The 13891-nt window shown below is 48.1% G+C and carries 13 protein-coding genes; 1 reads left to right on the forward strand and 12 read right to left on the reverse strand.

Annotation, left to right across the window (positions count from 1 at the left end; genetic code table 11):
- Positions 1 to 400, forward strand: a 400-nt coding sequence (locus QUA03_RS10735) for a hypothetical protein (RefSeq protein ID WP_333211913.1), incomplete at its 5' end; no start/stop codon positions are given.
- Between the two features lie 228 nt (positions 401 to 628).
- On the opposite strand, the gene QUA03_RS10740 is transcribed toward QUA03_RS10735, so the two are convergent.
- From QUA03_RS10740 to cobU, 12 genes are all read right to left on the reverse strand, one after another.
- Positions 629 to 1819 carry a GIY-YIG nuclease family protein gene (locus QUA03_RS10740; protein ID WP_333211915.1) on the reverse strand — a complete coding sequence of 397 codons (1191 nt, stop codon included), beginning with the start codon at positions 1817 to 1819 and terminating at the stop codon, positions 629 to 631.
- Positions 1812 to 3887, reverse strand: coding sequence for a DEAD/DEAH box helicase (locus QUA03_RS10745; RefSeq protein ID WP_333211918.1), 2076 nt, complete (start codon positions 3885 to 3887; stop codon positions 1812 to 1814). Before QUA03_RS10745 ends, QUA03_RS10740 begins: the two co-directional genes overlap by 8 nt.
- A 179-nt stretch (positions 3888 to 4066) precedes the next feature.
- Positions 4067 to 4300 (reverse strand): DUF2281 domain-containing protein, encoded by a 234-nt coding sequence (locus tag QUA03_RS10750; protein ID WP_333211920.1) that lies wholly within the window; start codon positions 4298 to 4300, stop codon positions 4067 to 4069.
- A gap of 64 nt (positions 4301 to 4364) precedes the next feature.
- Positions 4365 to 4649: a type II toxin-antitoxin system RelE/ParE family toxin gene (locus tag QUA03_RS10755; RefSeq protein ID WP_333211922.1), complete on the reverse strand. Its 285-nt coding sequence runs from the start codon at positions 4647 to 4649 to the stop codon at positions 4365 to 4367.
- The gene (locus QUA03_RS10760; RefSeq protein WP_333053276.1) at positions 4646 to 4876 is read right to left on the reverse strand and encodes an addiction module protein; all 231 of its coding nucleotides are present in this window, start codon (positions 4874 to 4876) and stop codon (positions 4646 to 4648) included. The genes QUA03_RS10755 and QUA03_RS10760 overlap by 4 nt, the downstream gene beginning before the upstream one ends.
- Before the next feature lie 107 nt (positions 4877 to 4983).
- Entirely contained in the window at positions 4984 to 5187 is a 204-nt protein-coding gene (locus tag QUA03_RS10765; protein WP_333211924.1) for a type IIL restriction-modification enzyme MmeI, read from the reverse strand.
- 248 nt (positions 5188 to 5435) lie between these two features.
- The gene (locus QUA03_RS10770; protein ID WP_333211926.1) at positions 5436 to 5891 is read right to left on the reverse strand and encodes a type II toxin-antitoxin system death-on-curing family toxin; all 456 of its coding nucleotides are present in this window, start codon (positions 5889 to 5891) and stop codon (positions 5436 to 5438) included.
- Between the two features lie 3 nt (positions 5892 to 5894).
- Positions 5895 to 6914 (reverse strand): DNA-binding protein, encoded by a 1020-nt coding sequence (locus tag QUA03_RS10775; RefSeq protein WP_333211927.1) that lies wholly within the window; start codon positions 6912 to 6914, stop codon positions 5895 to 5897.
- Entirely contained in the window at positions 6911 to 9724 is a 2814-nt protein-coding gene (locus tag QUA03_RS10780; RefSeq protein ID WP_333211929.1) for a DNA methyltransferase, read from the reverse strand. Before QUA03_RS10780 ends, QUA03_RS10775 begins: the two co-directional genes overlap by 4 nt.
- Positions 9725 to 10164: 440 nt before the next feature.
- Positions 10165 to 12234 (reverse strand): AarF/ABC1/UbiB kinase family protein, encoded by a 2070-nt coding sequence (locus QUA03_RS10785; RefSeq protein ID WP_333211931.1) that lies wholly within the window; start codon positions 12232 to 12234, stop codon positions 10165 to 10167.
- A 77-nt stretch (positions 12235 to 12311) separates the two neighbouring features.
- Complete coding sequence (locus tag QUA03_RS10790) at positions 12312 to 12734, reverse strand: hypothetical protein (RefSeq protein ID WP_333211933.1); 423 nt, start codon at positions 12732 to 12734, stop codon at positions 12312 to 12314.
- A 276-nt stretch (positions 12735 to 13010) separates the two neighbouring features.
- Positions 13011 to 13586, reverse strand: a complete 576-nt coding sequence (gene cobU, locus QUA03_RS10795; RefSeq protein WP_333211935.1) for a bifunctional adenosylcobinamide kinase/adenosylcobinamide-phosphate guanylyltransferase — start codon at positions 13584 to 13586, stop codon at positions 13011 to 13013.
- Positions 13587 to 13891: the final 305 nt, after the last annotated feature.

Here is a 13891-nt window from a genome sequence, read left to right on the forward strand (position 1 = left end):
GTCGCTTTTATCAACAAGGTATGCGGGCTGCAACCCTGATTCGGTCTATCTCCTAGGCCTCTTTGTCACCCCCCCAGCTACTAATCCACTTATTTCGACAGCAAATGCTGCCACATCTACCACCGATGACATCTTGCTGAATGGCGGTTCAATTCCAACACTGAATAGCTTTAGTGGCATCGATGATGACATTCTCATCTACGACTCTAACAGCTTGTTAACATCTCTAACCAACGCTCAAACTCAGCCAATTATTCCTTTGACAGCGACGACTGTTGGTAGTGCGATCGCTCCTACTGCTAATCCTTCTGGTCAGGAAGCTGACCTCTTACTTAATGCGAATCCTAGTCCCATTCAGCTACCAACAAGTAGCGATTTAAGTGGCACTTCTACCTTGTAGTAATTGTAGATTTGGTTGAGGGCGATCGAATAGATAAAAACCTGGTTTCTTCAAGAAACCGGGTTTTTTGCAGTTTTTTCGGTTTGTAATATCAAATCCGGGTTGTATCGTTGACCGTTGCCTGGTCATGATTTAACCGCAGAGAACACAGAGGACACAGAGGGAGAGAAGAGAGATATCAATAATTATGCTACGGGATTTGATATTAGCTATTGTTGCGATCGCGCCTTACGATCGCGTGAGCTTTGCTGTTTCCAGATCGTACCGAAATTGATCGAGGGTTCCTTCCTTGATTTTTTCGATCGCCTCCTCAATGGCTTCTAGTGGAACGAAGAACCACTCCCTTGGCTGCACTGGTATACCGAAGCGATCCTGTAATTCCAAATCCAATCGAGCGCTGGCGAAGAACTTCTGAAGGAGTGCCTCAAGTCGCTTCCGGTTCATATTTGCCAGTTTGAATTTTGCGACGATTTCCACATCTGCTAGCAGATAGGTGGGGTCTTTCTTGGCGTTGGCAATTCGGCTTTTTACGTCTCCTCCGGTGACGCCGATCTTGTGAATAATAAACCGATTCTCCGCAATGAAGGGGTGATCCGATTGGCTCCTGAGCACGTAAATATAGCCCGTCGGTAAGTCGTCTGCTGCTTCAATATGGGAAAATAGGGGGCCGAAATCTGGAGTGGTGATGCGGCGGCTGGCCTTGTCTTTATTTAAAGCACGCTGGAGCGATCGCAACAGCAAATCGCTCTCGGTGGCATTGTCATAAACCACCCTCAACCGGCAGTCCGATCGACCATAGTCGCTGACAAACGGCTCACCCATATCGACCACCATCACCTTCTGCCCATCAAGGATGAACAAATCACCTTCCTTGACGGCCGCATAGTCCTGGTATTTGATGGTTTGCCGTTCCCCCGACTGCAATTGCCGTTGCACTTTGTCAAAGATGGGTTTGAATTCATCAAAGTCCTGACAGGGAGTCCGTTGGGCGATTTCCTCGGCTGCTTTGATTTCGCTGCGCGATCGCACATGGGTGAGCTGGGTAACGTCGTTCTCTGAGGCTGCATCGACTCCCAGGGAGGCCAGCAGTGCTTCATCTGTGAGATCGCGAACTGTGCTCAGGCTGGCATCAGTCTCAGCATCTAACAGTCCGCGTGAGTCTAGCGGTTCCAAGACGGCGCGACATTCCTCCGATTCTCGCAGGCGATCGAGCCGTACCGCATAAAGCCGCTCGAAGATATCGCGATCTTCCCCATGCTGGGGCAGTCTGCCATATTCTTCCACAAACCGCTCGATCTCCTCAAAGCCTGCGATGATCCGCTCTTCTCTGGCAGAACGCTGGCCGGAGGGTTCGGGGGTCATGTCCATGCCCAATTCACCGAGCAATTCCAAATCATCATCGGTGGTGTACTTAGGCATTAGTTTCCTCCTTCACTTTGCGTTGCAGGAAGGCAACTCCTTCTGCCATCCGTTTTTCCCAGGGATCGACTGCTGTGAGAGAGGGCAACCTGCCTTTTTCTTGCTTGAACCGCAGCGCCCGTTTGGCTAATTCCCGCGCTTCTTCCACGCTAAGGGTTACTCGCTTAGCCGCAATGACTTCTGCCACCTGCTTCAGCCGTTCTTCGCTCATGGACTTAGCCAGGATGGCATAGGCTTCGCCAAAGGGATTGATGCGATCGATCAGATCCATATCGAGGTCTGTTACCGATAGGGCGAACTTCCTCACCCCATCGAGGAGTGAGGTGTTTTTCGCTGCTTCCCCACCACCAGGATTTGTGGCGTACTGCCCACCACCTTCGTTCATGGTTTTTTTAGCTTGTTGGACAAGGGTTAGGGCGGCGATCGCGTGTTGGCGGACGGCTTCTCGATCTTCCGCTTCTAGATTTGGGAACTTCTCTTTGACGATTTTGCCCATGCGAACTTGGGTTAGTTCTTCTGGCACCAGTTCTTCATCAAATAGGCCGCGCTCGATCGCGGGCTTATCTTGGACAAATGCCGTCACCAGTTCGGTCAAGTCTTCGCGGCAGATGCGTTCGGCTTCCGGGCTCTTGGGTTCGGCTAATCCCTTAATTTCCATTTGAATCAGGCCTCTCTCTGGATTGATGCCCACGTTGCACTTGCCAGGATTGTAACCATCTTCCCCGTAGTCGAAGCCCGGTGTTGGTTGATTGTCGGGACGCTTGGGTTTGAACTCGAAGCGTGGCGCGAGCACTTGCTCCATCAGTAGGCTGGCTGCAATGGCTTTGAGCGTGTCGTTCACTGCCTCGGTGACGGCAGATTCGGCGGCATCCGGCTCGGCAATCAGGTTGGTGAACCGAGCGCGGGTTTTCCCTGGTGCATCGCGGGTGGCACGACCGATAATCTGAATAATCTCTGTCAAACTGGAGCGGTAGCCGATCGTCAGGGCGTGCTCGCACCAGATCCAATCGAAGCCTTCTTTCGCCATGCCGAGGGCGATGATGATGTCCACACGATCGCGATTGTTCTTCTGGGTGGGGTCTTTTAGGGCGGTGGCGACTTTATCCCGTTTGGTGGGGTCGTCGTCTACGAGATCGGCAATCTTGAGAATCGTGCCGTCGGCGGTTTTAACCAGTTGAAATCCCGTCTTGGGGTCGGTGCCTTGCCATTCGCCCAGTTCCTCGATGATGTGCTCCACCTCGCGGATCTTGTCCTTCGTACTTTCGCGGGAGTTGACGTTGGGAATGTGCAGGATGGTTTTCTCTTTGGGGTTTAGCACCTGCACGATTTCGTCGGTGTAGCTACCCGCGTAGAAGTAGTAGCCAATGTCGAGTTGCTTGAGGTATTGGTAGCCGTTGAGCTGTTCGTAGTAGGTGTAGGTGACGGTATCGAATCGGGATTCGTCTTCGGGGTGCAAGACGGCTTCGGCATCGCCGCGAAAGTAGGAGCCGGTCATGGCTATGATGTGGGTTTTGTCGCGGGCCATGAGTTGGCGGACACGATCGCCCAGCTTGTTGTCTGGGTTGGACGAAACATGGTGAAATTCGTCTATGGCGATCAGGCGATCGTCTAAGACTTCGATACCGAATTTGTCCACGGCAAAGCGGAATGTGGCGTGAGTGCAGACCAGAATCTTGGCACCGCTGGCTAGAAACTTCTGCACCGCGCCCACTTTGCCGCCGTCGTTTCCCGGTGCGTCGCAGAGATTCCACTTCGGTTCAACTTGCCAATCGGCCCAAAAGCCAAACTGACTCAGCGGCTCATCGTGGAAGCTGGAGCCGATCGCCTTTTCTGGCACGACGATGATGGCTTGTTTGAGGTTCTGGTTCTCTAGTTTGTCCAGGGCGATGAACATCAATGCGCGACTTTTGCCGGAGGCGGGGGGCGATTTGATCAGGAGGTATTGTTCGCCGCGCTTTTGGTAGGCGCGTTCTTGCATGGGGCGCATACCAAGGGCGTTGGGGCGGGTGGAGGTGCCATCCTGGGCGTAGGTGACGGAAACTGAGGGAATCGCGATCGGTTTGCTCATCGGAATTTTTTTAGATATTTTTGTGCTAGAGCTGGTTTAAGAGTTCTGTTTATAGTGATTAACTTGTTCAAAGAAAGAATACGGGGACTGAAGTCCCTCGCGCCGCTTCCCTCTCAGGACTGAAGTCTCTGAGTTTCCCGCATCCGATATTAATTTGATGAGAATTTTCACGGAAAAGCTTACTGGTATTTTTGGGTGAGATAGTCGGTATATTCTGCTTGTATGTCATCATCGCTAGGGGCTGAACCGGGACGTTTGGCGATGCCCCGGAGTCCGGTGAGAGTGCCGGGGGGGATAGTTTGACGGGGGGAGAGTTGTTTTTGGTGGAGAAATTCGGCGAAGTTGAGGACTTCGTTAATTTGGTTGTCTGGGAGGACTTGGATAAGCTGGTAGAGTTTGTCGGCGGCTGTCATGATTTTTTGGGCGGTGAATGGGTTATTGACAGGTTTGTACTTTAATTATTGCTAAAGTCTATTTTCAGAGGCGATCTTTCCAGTAGCTTGGATCGCGACGACAACTCACGATCGCCGCAATCACGATTCGATCGGGATAGACTCGATACAAGATGGCATAGGAAAATTTGAGGGTCAAATAACGACGAATCTGACCTTCAACGATCGGCCAGCGCTCTGGTGATCCAATAATTTTAAATATGGCGTTTTCTATCGTGTCGATGAAATCCTGGTGTCTGTCTTGTTGGGCAAAAAATTGCACAGCCTCTGCATATTCTTGCAGGGCGACTGGGTGAAATTCATATTTCATTGCTGTGCAAGTTGCCGTATTTGGGCTAAGGCAATATCTCCGGGAATGGTTTGAACTGCGCCGCTATCAATTTCGGCAATGCGTTCTTGAGCTTTCTGCACGCCTTCTAATAAAATATCTCGATCGATTTGTCTTTCCATGCTCTCCACAATTTTGTCAATGAGGATAGCCTTGGCTGCATCTGGTAATGCAGTGGCTTCTGAAATGAGTTGGTCTAGGGTTAGCATTGGCTTGTTTGGCTATAAGGGGCTAGTCTGATTTTAACATTCTGTATTTAACGGGTCATTTTGGTAGCTCGTAGGCGCAAGCCGGGGCGCAGCCATCGCACTTCTCCTCATTTACATCCTTTAGGTTTGGCGGATTTTTTTGGCAGTGCTGGCTGACTGGTCATCTTTGTATACAATTCAAACAGTTTTTCGAGGCGTTCGGTGTCGTTTTTGAAGCGGCGACCGATGTAGATTCGTTCCAGGATTTCGTCATTACGATCGTGCAGCGACTTCTTTGGGGTAGCGTGGTCTGCGCGGAGGTTGGGGGGCATGGTTTCGGGGTAACTCCCATTTGCTTTTAAGCACTTAAATCCTTCATTCATAAGGGTTTTAAGCTTTGGAGCTTCGTCATGTGGATTTGCATTTAATACCATTTCTCTACAATCGTGCAACACTCTTCGACCCCCCCTAGCCCCCCCTTGCCAAGGGGGGGAACAAGAATACTGTTGCATTCTTTTTTAAAATTGGTATAAGCACTTTTACGCCCTAAAAGGGAGGTAACGACTCTGCTCTAGCTAAGCTAACCATTAGAATCAATATCGCCCATGACAGCAAGCGCTAACTTAAACTTAAGTTCTTCACTGAAATCTTCCTCGAAAATAAGAGACTCAATCAGTTCACATGAAAACTCTTTAGAAAGTTTTCCTTCTGCTACCCAGACGGCGATATTTTCCATTTCTAGTACAAATTTTATTACTAAAAAATCATAACCGTTGAGCTTTAGAAAATAAGCTCCCAATGCAATACTAGAGCGTTTATTTCCATCGTTAAAAGCATGAAACTTGTTGACAGCAAAAACTAGGTGAGTTAATTTGTGGTGAATCTCAGGATAATAGAGATCGTTTTGAATATGTTCTAATGCGCTCTCTAGTAGACTCGGATTATTAGACCCCGGAAAGCCCCCTGATTTTTCGATAATCCAATCATGCAGCTCGATCGCATAGTGAATGTCAAAGTAAAAAAAAGCTGCTGCCATAACTTACCGATCCTTCAATCGCTTAAATACAGCCAAAAGAGCCGGATCGGAAAGTTGCTCTTCTAAAGAACGGCTGGTTTCTCCTAAAAATTTCTCAAAGTCGCTCTCTGGAACACTTTGGATATACGCTTCTAATTTTTGATGCAGAGCATCCCGAAACCCTAAATCGCGACTGGCCATTTTGATGCGGGCATCTTCAATAATGGGTTTTAGGTAGGGGTTTTCCTCTGCAGATTCAAATAGCGAATCAACCTCTTTTTGTTTCAGCTTTCGTCCCAGCTTTTCTGACTCGGCTTTCAATTCTGCTGCCAAACCATTCTCTAGACTGGCAATGGCGATGAGAACTTCGGCATACATGGTATCACGGGGACAATCGTTTTTACCCAAACTTAATATCTGCTTATATTCTTCGGCTTTCTCTCGGAAAACAATCTGATACACTTTGTTGGTGTAAATGCCATACTTAAATTTACCCATGTCGAGGTAATTATCAAGGGCATCGGTAAAGGTTTTACGATAGCTAAATTCTTGATAGACTGCTGGTAAGTAATTGTTATCTCTCTGGTTAATGTATTTGGTATGTCCGCCTGCCCGTTCTGCCATTACGTCAATGACTATATCTAAGATGCGCGATCGAATTGCACGGGCCCGATCGCTCTCCACTAGCACCATTGCTAGATTTAGAGTCGCCCGGAAGGTGAAAACCCCTAAGACTGTGGTTTTGGTACCGTAATCAGTTACGGTAGCATCCATCAAAGTCTTGAACTCTCGAAGTTTCTGACCTCGTAGCACCCTATAGCCATTAGTCTTCAGCTCATCGTTGTGACTGGATAGATACTTTTCAATTGTACTTTCGCTGATACCGAAAATTTCAATCAGTTGTTGTTTGGTAAATAGCAGTTCTTCTTCATAGTAAGTGCCTCCTAATCCCAAGTATTCTTCTATTTTTTCTAGGGCATAGCGATTGTTGAGGATATTTTGGCGATCGAGTGGCGATGAAGTTAAATCTTTTGCCATCATCATTTTTCTCCTTTGGTTTTACGTTTGGCAGACTTGTTGAGGGGCGCTGGCTGACTGGTCATTTTTGTGTACAATTCAAACAGTTTTTCGAGGCGTTCGGTATCGTTTTTGAAGCGGCGACCGATGTAGATTCGTTCCAGAATTTCGTCATTACGATCGTGCGCTTCCCTAACCAGAGGGAATTCGGTATCCATACGATCGCGATCGTACATATCCGCGATCGTGGCTGGGAAATAGTGCTCTCGCGCTAGCAGGATATCTTCGGCGCAGCGGGTGAGGTCGGCTTTGTTTTGATCGGTGAGGGTGGGGACGGGGAAGGTGTTCCAGCCGAGGGTGTTGGAGTAGCGAAAGTCGGTTTTTAGTTTGCCGCAGACGGTGGCGATCCAGACCAGGTGAAGGCGGGAGGCGATCAGCGCCATATTCCAAAGCGGAGCATCGTAGAGAGCGAAGGCACTCCCATAAACAATTGTTGGTTTTTTCAGGAGTGCAACTGGTAGATAATCACGATTTTCAGAAGAGTGAATAGGTAAAGCAATTGCATACTCTTCTTCACCTGTTTGTCGTATTTCACCAAAACGATGTGGTGTTTCAGCGGCTCGTCTAGTTGCTTCTTTTTTGCTTTCTAACCGCATTTTTCTGACGGCTTCAATTCTTCTTGAAATAGACGAAATTTCACAAGATCGAGTGAGATCATTTTTCCCAATCCATATGCAATAACGTTGCAGACCTCTGATCACCTCAGCAGACCCCAAGAAGGGTCGGATAAATTCATTTTCCTGATCTCTACTTAGACCAAGGCTTTGCTTTTCCTCTAAACTAAGCAAGAGATAGCCACCATCAATAGGATAGTTCCCTTTCACCATTTCCGATAAACTGTTTAACCTTTTTTGTGATGGGGAGAGATGGACGTACTGCCCCGGTGCAAGATATGGATTGATAGATGATACTACCTGCTCTTTTACTACGCCTTCACGATCAACCGAAAAAAGTTTACGTTTTTCCTGAATGCAATTCGATAGACCAACAATTATTACAGTCACCCCGGCATTGTAACTGGCGAGGTTAGCCCACTTAAAGCTTGTATGAGCAAAGGATATTTCTATACCCCTCTCAAATAAAATAGGCCACAAAAGTGGAACTTGCTGACCTTGACAAAGAGAATTCGTGGTTACAAACGCAGTTACTGTCTGAGTTGACAGACTATATTCTGCTGCCTTAAAAAACCACCCCGCCACATAATCAAGAGCTTTCCAATTAGATAGTTTTCCGTTAAAAATCTGATGCAAGTCATCTTTGTGATGGCGTTCTTGCTCTCGGCTACCTAAATAGGGCGGATTTCCGCAGATATAGGTTTCTCCCCCCTCGTTCTCAAAATCAATCTCCGCCACTTCCCGCGTCTCGCCAAACAAATCCAAATCCTCGCGCTGCACCTTCACCCCCGCGCCCGTCGGCGGACAAAGACTCAACCAATCCAACCGCAACGCATTCCCACAGGTAATCCAGTTATCATCCTTCAGCGGCAAAAACTCCGCCAGCGCCAGCTTTGGCCCTCGATACATCACATCACATTGATACTCGGCAATAATCAACGCCAACCGCGCAATCTCACAGGAAAAGTGACGCAATTCAATTCCCCGAAAATTCGTCAGCGGAATCTCAGATTTGCGATCGCCCTCGCCCCGAAGACGATTAATCTCCCACTCAATTTCCCTCATCTTCTTATACGCAATCACCAGAAAATTCCCCGATCCACAAGCCGGATCGAAAACCCGAATTCGCGCTATCCGTTGCCGCAAATTCAGCAACTTGCGGGCATTCTCCCCCGCTGCCTCCAATTGCTCCCGCAAATCATCCAAAAACAGCGGATTCAATACCTTGAGGATATTCGGCACACTCGTATAGTGCATCCCCAACGCACCCCGCTCCTCATCATCCGCCACCGCCTGAATCATCGAGCCGAAAATATCGGGATTAATCTTTGTCCAGTCGAGATTCCCAACATGAAGTAAGTACGATCGGGCAATCTTGCTAAAACGCGGCACCGCCACCCCACCCGAAAACAGCCCTCCATTCACATAGGGGAATCTATCTGCCCAATTCCGAATCTTCGCCGCCTCCCGATCCTTAAGCGGCGTACACATCGCCCGAAACATCTCCGACAGCACCTCGTGCGTATTCGACGAATCACTGGCACTCATTTGTTCGATGGTGGCAGTGAAGAGGGCATTGCTGTGAAAGATATTCGTATCCTCGGCGAAGAAACAGAAGATTAGTCGCGCCATGAAGTGATTTAACGCTTCCCGGCGATCGGCCTTGTCCCACTCCGGGTTCTCCTTCAGCAGCTCGACATACAGGCGGTTGAGGCGCCCCGTAGCCTTGATATCAAAGGCATTCTCGCGGATCTGCTTGACTGTCGTAATGCCCGCCAAGGGCAGGAAAAAACCGAAATGGTTGTGAAAGTCGGGGTAATCGCAAGCGACTATCTCCCCATCAGCGAGGTTTTCCGCCTCAAAACTTTTGCCATCGGTGGCCAGGATAAACTTAACCTTATACCGAGCCGTCGCCGCACTATCCCGCAACGCCGTGAGGGTGTTTGTCACCTCGCCTTCCGGGCAAACCTTCACATGGATATTGTTGCGCTGGAGCACGCCACCGAGATCCGATTGGTTTGAGCCACCGCTTTTGCTTTTGAGCCGCTTGAGAGTCGTCGGCTTGTTACCAAAGGCTTCGAGGAAGGCAAAGGGGAACTCTTCCGAGTCAAAGGGCGCTTCAGCGAGCCTGGAAACTGCTTCTTCGATTTCGACTGCATTCATAGTTCCACCATAGGTAGCTCAGGGGCGGTAGCTCAGAGGTTCCATTATCACCTCTTAACGCAATTTTGGATTTTACCTGATTTGTCGATCGATCTTCTGAGTTCAAGCGACACTACCCATGATTAACTCTGCGATGTAGAAATGCCCAGAAAATCTCTGGGAACCCAATGTCTATTAATATCATGTGCGATCAATTAATTATAATATGCCGATCGGGCGGGTTTTTGAGATTGTCAATTATTGGCAGATATTCTTGGTGAGGGAAACCCCTACAAAAATCGAGGTCGATCGATCGGACATGATATAATTCCGATGCTACCGGAAACGATATTACCAGCCCCTACAGCATTAACTTAATTAAAAGAACGCAGACGAAATTTCATCTGCGTTCATCTGTGTTTATCTGCTAATATCTGCGGTCAAAAAACCTCCCAATCCCACTACTTCGCCGCAGGCAAAGACAACTGAGGCGAAGTTTTATGGTAGCTTCCATTCACGGGAATCGCCTCCGGTTCCTGCGAAAGCAAAAACTCACGAATAACCCTAGCAACGGCTCTTTGAGCTAAACCACCGACTACTTTCTGCCCCATATTCTGCACTTCCGGTTTCACCAACAACTGCGGAAGTAGCTGCAATACTTTCATCGTGTCAAAGCCGGGAGTTGATTGCAAAATATCCCAAATCCGCTTGATGTGTTCTAAGTTTTTTTGTTCCGTCGGTGAAACCACAGGTTGATTTGCCTTGACTCCAAACCATTCGCCGACGACTGCTTTGGCGTTAGCAACAGCATTGCTGGAAAGTGTGTCAAGACTTTTGACTAATTCCAGGACAATACGATCGCGAATAAAATCTCCTCTTTCGGAAAATAAATATTCTAATGCTTGGTTCAAGATTTTGCTGACATCGTAATCGTCGCTCTCGCGGGCATTGTTGAGCAAGTTTTCTAAGCGGTTCCAGCGGAATTCGCCTTGTTTGAACAGCAAATCTTGCAGGGATGCTCTCAATTCCGGTGCGGGGTCGCTCAACAGCCGTTTTGCAACGTAAGGATAGGCTTTGCTCAACACTTTGAATTCTGGATCGACATTAATGGCAATCCCTTCTAACGTAACGAGCGATCGAATAATTAAAGCATAGTAAGCTGGAACTCGGAAAGGATATTCGTACATTACGGCCGAGAGTTCGTCAGTAATGCTTTTGAAATTCAGTTCGGCAACGCTAGCACCCAAAGCATTGTTAAATACCCCCGCCAAAGCTGGAATAATTGGCGTTAAATCGGTGTCGGGAGTTAAAAACTCCAACTTCACGTAATCTTTTGCTAAACCTTCAAAGTCGCGGTTCACCAAATGCACCACCGCTTCCAACAAGCCGTATCGCTGATAAGGTTTAACTTCGCTCATCATCCCGAAATCGAGATAAGCTAATTGACCGTCAGGAGTTGCCAAAAGATTGCCGGGATGCGGGTCGGCGTGAAAGAAACCGTGTTCGAGAAGTTGTCTGAGAGAGCACTGCACCCCCACTTCAATTAAGTAAGGAGCGTCGATTCCTTGAGCTTTAACGGCCTCTAAATTCGTGAGTTTGATGCCGGTGATCCACTCCATTGTTAAGACGCGACGGCGGGTATATTCCCAGTAGATGCTGGGAACGTAAATGTCTTTGATGTGGCCGTAGAGTTGGGCAAACCGTTCGGCATTTTGACCTTCGTGGGTGTAGTCCATTTCTTCGTAAATGCGCTCGCCCAACTCGTCCATAATGGCTGCGAGGTCACTGCGAATTATTTTGAAGTTGTTTTGTGCCCAAACTGCAAGACGCCGGAGGATGTAGATATCTAAGCCGATGTTTTCGGCTAAACCTGGTCGCTGGACTTTGATTGCGACTGTTTCTCCGGTTTTGAGTTTGCCTTTGTAAACTTGTCCGAGAGATGCTGCGGCGATCGGATCGGGGGTGATTTCTGCGTAGATGTCTTTGGGGTGGGCTCCCAATTCTTCTTGGATGAATTGATATGCTACTTCGTTGGGAAATGCTGGCAATTGGTCTTGCAGCGTTGTTAGTTCTTCTAAATATACTGGCGGTACTAAGTCGGGGCGTGTTGAAAGTGCTTGTCCGATTTTGATGAAAGCTGGGCCGAGTTGGCCGAGAATTTCCCGCAGTCGGACGGCGCGACGCTTTTCGTTGGTGGCGGTACGACCTGTTTTGCCGTCGAACCACACACTGAAGGCAAAGCTAAAAAATGTCCAAACAACGCTCGACAGCCTTCCCCAAACTTGTAGGGGTCGATTTCGGTACAGGGCTGCGATCGCCACTGGATCGTACCGAACAGCATCTCCGGCTAACTCGAAAGCTATGTCTCTGGCTGATTTGAGCGGTTCGGGAGTGGCGACCTCCGTCTCTAGTGATACTGGTACTGCTTGCAGGGGAATTGTATTTGCATCTTGGAGATTGCCGAGTACAGCCTGAGTCCCTGAATTTGCATAAGTTTGCGGGGAGGCTGGCGATACTGTCTTGACATTCATAAATCAGACCTAGTGTGAAGCATTGTAAATATATTGTAACAATTTAAGGAAGAAGACCCTTCTTCCTTCTTATATACTTACTCCCCGCTGGATCTTTGGAGTCGATCGCGAATGCCTGATAGTTGCGATTGGCTGCTGACGGGCGATCGAGGTTGGGGCATTTCGGTATCGGGCCAGTTCGGTAAGTCGTTACAGGGACAAAACTCCGGGGGCATTCCGGTTTGTTGGAACACTACGGGCATAGCGCAGCGCGCGCAGGGACTGATTTCCCAAGCTGGTGTCAGCAGTTTGGCAATTGTTTCGTTTGTGCCTTCGAGGTAACAGTCTCCGCTGTCGCGGGAGATGATTTTTTGCCAGCACTCTTCAAATTCCTGGCTGTAACGATCGCCCGCATTTACCGATTTGGGCAGCAGCGCTTCGGAACCGTTGCGAATTAATACTTTTTTGCCTAACTGAAACCAGTAAGCAATATATTTTCTTACTTCACTATCTGATGCCATAACTTTTAGTCAACCTTTCAACTAATTGATTATTTTAGATTTTAATGGGAAATCCTCACTCTTTCTTAAGAGACACTTTATCTTTTACATATTTTCCCAATTTGGCTATTCCTCATGTCAAATTATTCTGCGCTTCGCCCTAGGGAGTATGTTTTTTGACTAATTTATGTGACTCTTGAGTTGTCAATCTTAGTTAAAATTATACCTGAGTTTCAGTTAAAATTGTCTATCGGGAAACCGATATTTTTTCTCTCTTGTCGATCGCGACTCCGGCTGTTAATTTTTCGCTACGGGTGGCAGCGGGGTACCCAGAGCCCTTAGATCCAAGGCGTAACCTCCGGTGGCGAGATAAACATTATCCGCGATCGCCCCGATGTGGCGCACGAGAGTACCGAGGCGATCGCGAAACAGCCGCCCCGCCGGATAAGCAGGCACAACGCCCCATCCGGTTTCTTCCCCTACCAAAATTACATCAGCCGCCGCCGACTTCAAACTAGCGAGCAAATCTTGCTGCGTAGTAGCCCAAACAGCCGCTTCTTGTTCCAAAAGATTTGCTGTCCAAGTTCCCAGAGAATCAATTAACAAGCAATCTGAGGGCTTGCTGGCCCGCACAACAGCCGATAATTCGATCGGCACTTCTAGAGTTGTCCAATCAACAGGACGGCGATTTCGGTGCTGATCGAGGCGACGAAGCCACTCCAAATCGGCTTCATCAACCTGACCGGTAGCCACATAGATTACTTGTTTTCCCGAACCCGCCGCCAGAGTTTCGGCCCATTCACTTTTGCCGCTTCGGGCCGGCCCAGTTACTAAGATTAATTGTCTAGATGTGGTGGGTTCTGAGTTAGTCATTAGTCAGTCGATTTTAAATTTTAGATTTTAGATTTTAGATTTACTCCACAACAAATGATTTTGGGAGATTGAAGTTTGGTTAAAATTTTTGGGCTGCTCACGACTAATGTTGCAGGCTTGTCTCCCTTCTTTGGGCGTGGTCACATACAAAGGATTAAACATAATTCCCAATTGCCAATTCCCAATTAGCAATTACCAATTATGATTTAAACGGCCAACTACCAAATGCTTTTTAAGCGATAATAGCATTGATGAGACAATATCAGAGTAAGTCGATCGAGAACCCCCGTATTTCCCAAGCTGTT

It is taken from the genome of Microcoleus sp. S36b_A4 (assembly GCF_036700645.1).
GTDB lineage: Bacteria > Cyanobacteriota > Cyanobacteriia > Cyanobacteriales > Microcoleaceae > Microcoleus.

Excerpts from the sequence above, each read along its gene's own strand:
- QUA03_RS10740 (WP_333211915.1), bottom strand. The coding sequence starts at position 1,819 with ATGCCTAAGTACACCACCGATGATGATTTGGAATTGCTCGGTGAATTG.
- QUA03_RS10745 (WP_333211918.1), bottom strand. The coding sequence starts at position 3,887 with ATGAGCAAACCGATCGCGATTCCCTCAGTTTCCGTCACCTACGCCCAG.
- QUA03_RS10750 (WP_333211920.1), bottom strand. The coding sequence starts at position 4,300 with ATGACAGCCGCCGACAAACTCTACCAGCTTATCCAAGTCCTCCCAGAC.
- QUA03_RS10755 (WP_333211922.1), bottom strand. The coding sequence starts at position 4,649 with ATGAAATATGAATTTCACCCAGTCGCCCTGCAAGAATATGCAGAGGCT.
- QUA03_RS10760 (WP_333053276.1), bottom strand. The coding sequence starts at position 4,876 with ATGCTAACCCTAGACCAACTCATTTCAGAAGCCACTGCATTACCAGAT.
- QUA03_RS10765 (WP_333211924.1), bottom strand. The coding sequence starts at position 5,187 with ATGCCCCCCAACCTCCGCGCAGACCACGCTACCCCAAAGAAGTCGCTG.
- QUA03_RS10770 (WP_333211926.1), bottom strand. The coding sequence starts at position 5,891 with ATGGCAGCAGCTTTTTTTTACTTTGACATTCACTATGCGATCGAGCTG.
- QUA03_RS10775 (WP_333211927.1), bottom strand. The coding sequence starts at position 6,914 with ATGATGATGGCAAAAGATTTAACTTCATCGCCACTCGATCGCCAAAAT.
- QUA03_RS10780 (WP_333211929.1), bottom strand. The coding sequence starts at position 9,724 with ATGAATGCAGTCGAAATCGAAGAAGCAGTTTCCAGGCTCGCTGAAGCG.
- QUA03_RS10785 (WP_333211931.1), bottom strand. The coding sequence starts at position 12,234 with ATGAATGTCAAGACAGTATCGCCAGCCTCCCCGCAAACTTATGCAAAT.
- QUA03_RS10790 (WP_333211933.1), bottom strand. The coding sequence starts at position 12,734 with ATGGCATCAGATAGTGAAGTAAGAAAATATATTGCTTACTGGTTTCAG.
- cobU (WP_333211935.1), bottom strand. The coding sequence starts at position 13,586 with ATGACTAACTCAGAACCCACCACATCTAGACAATTAATCTTAGTAACT.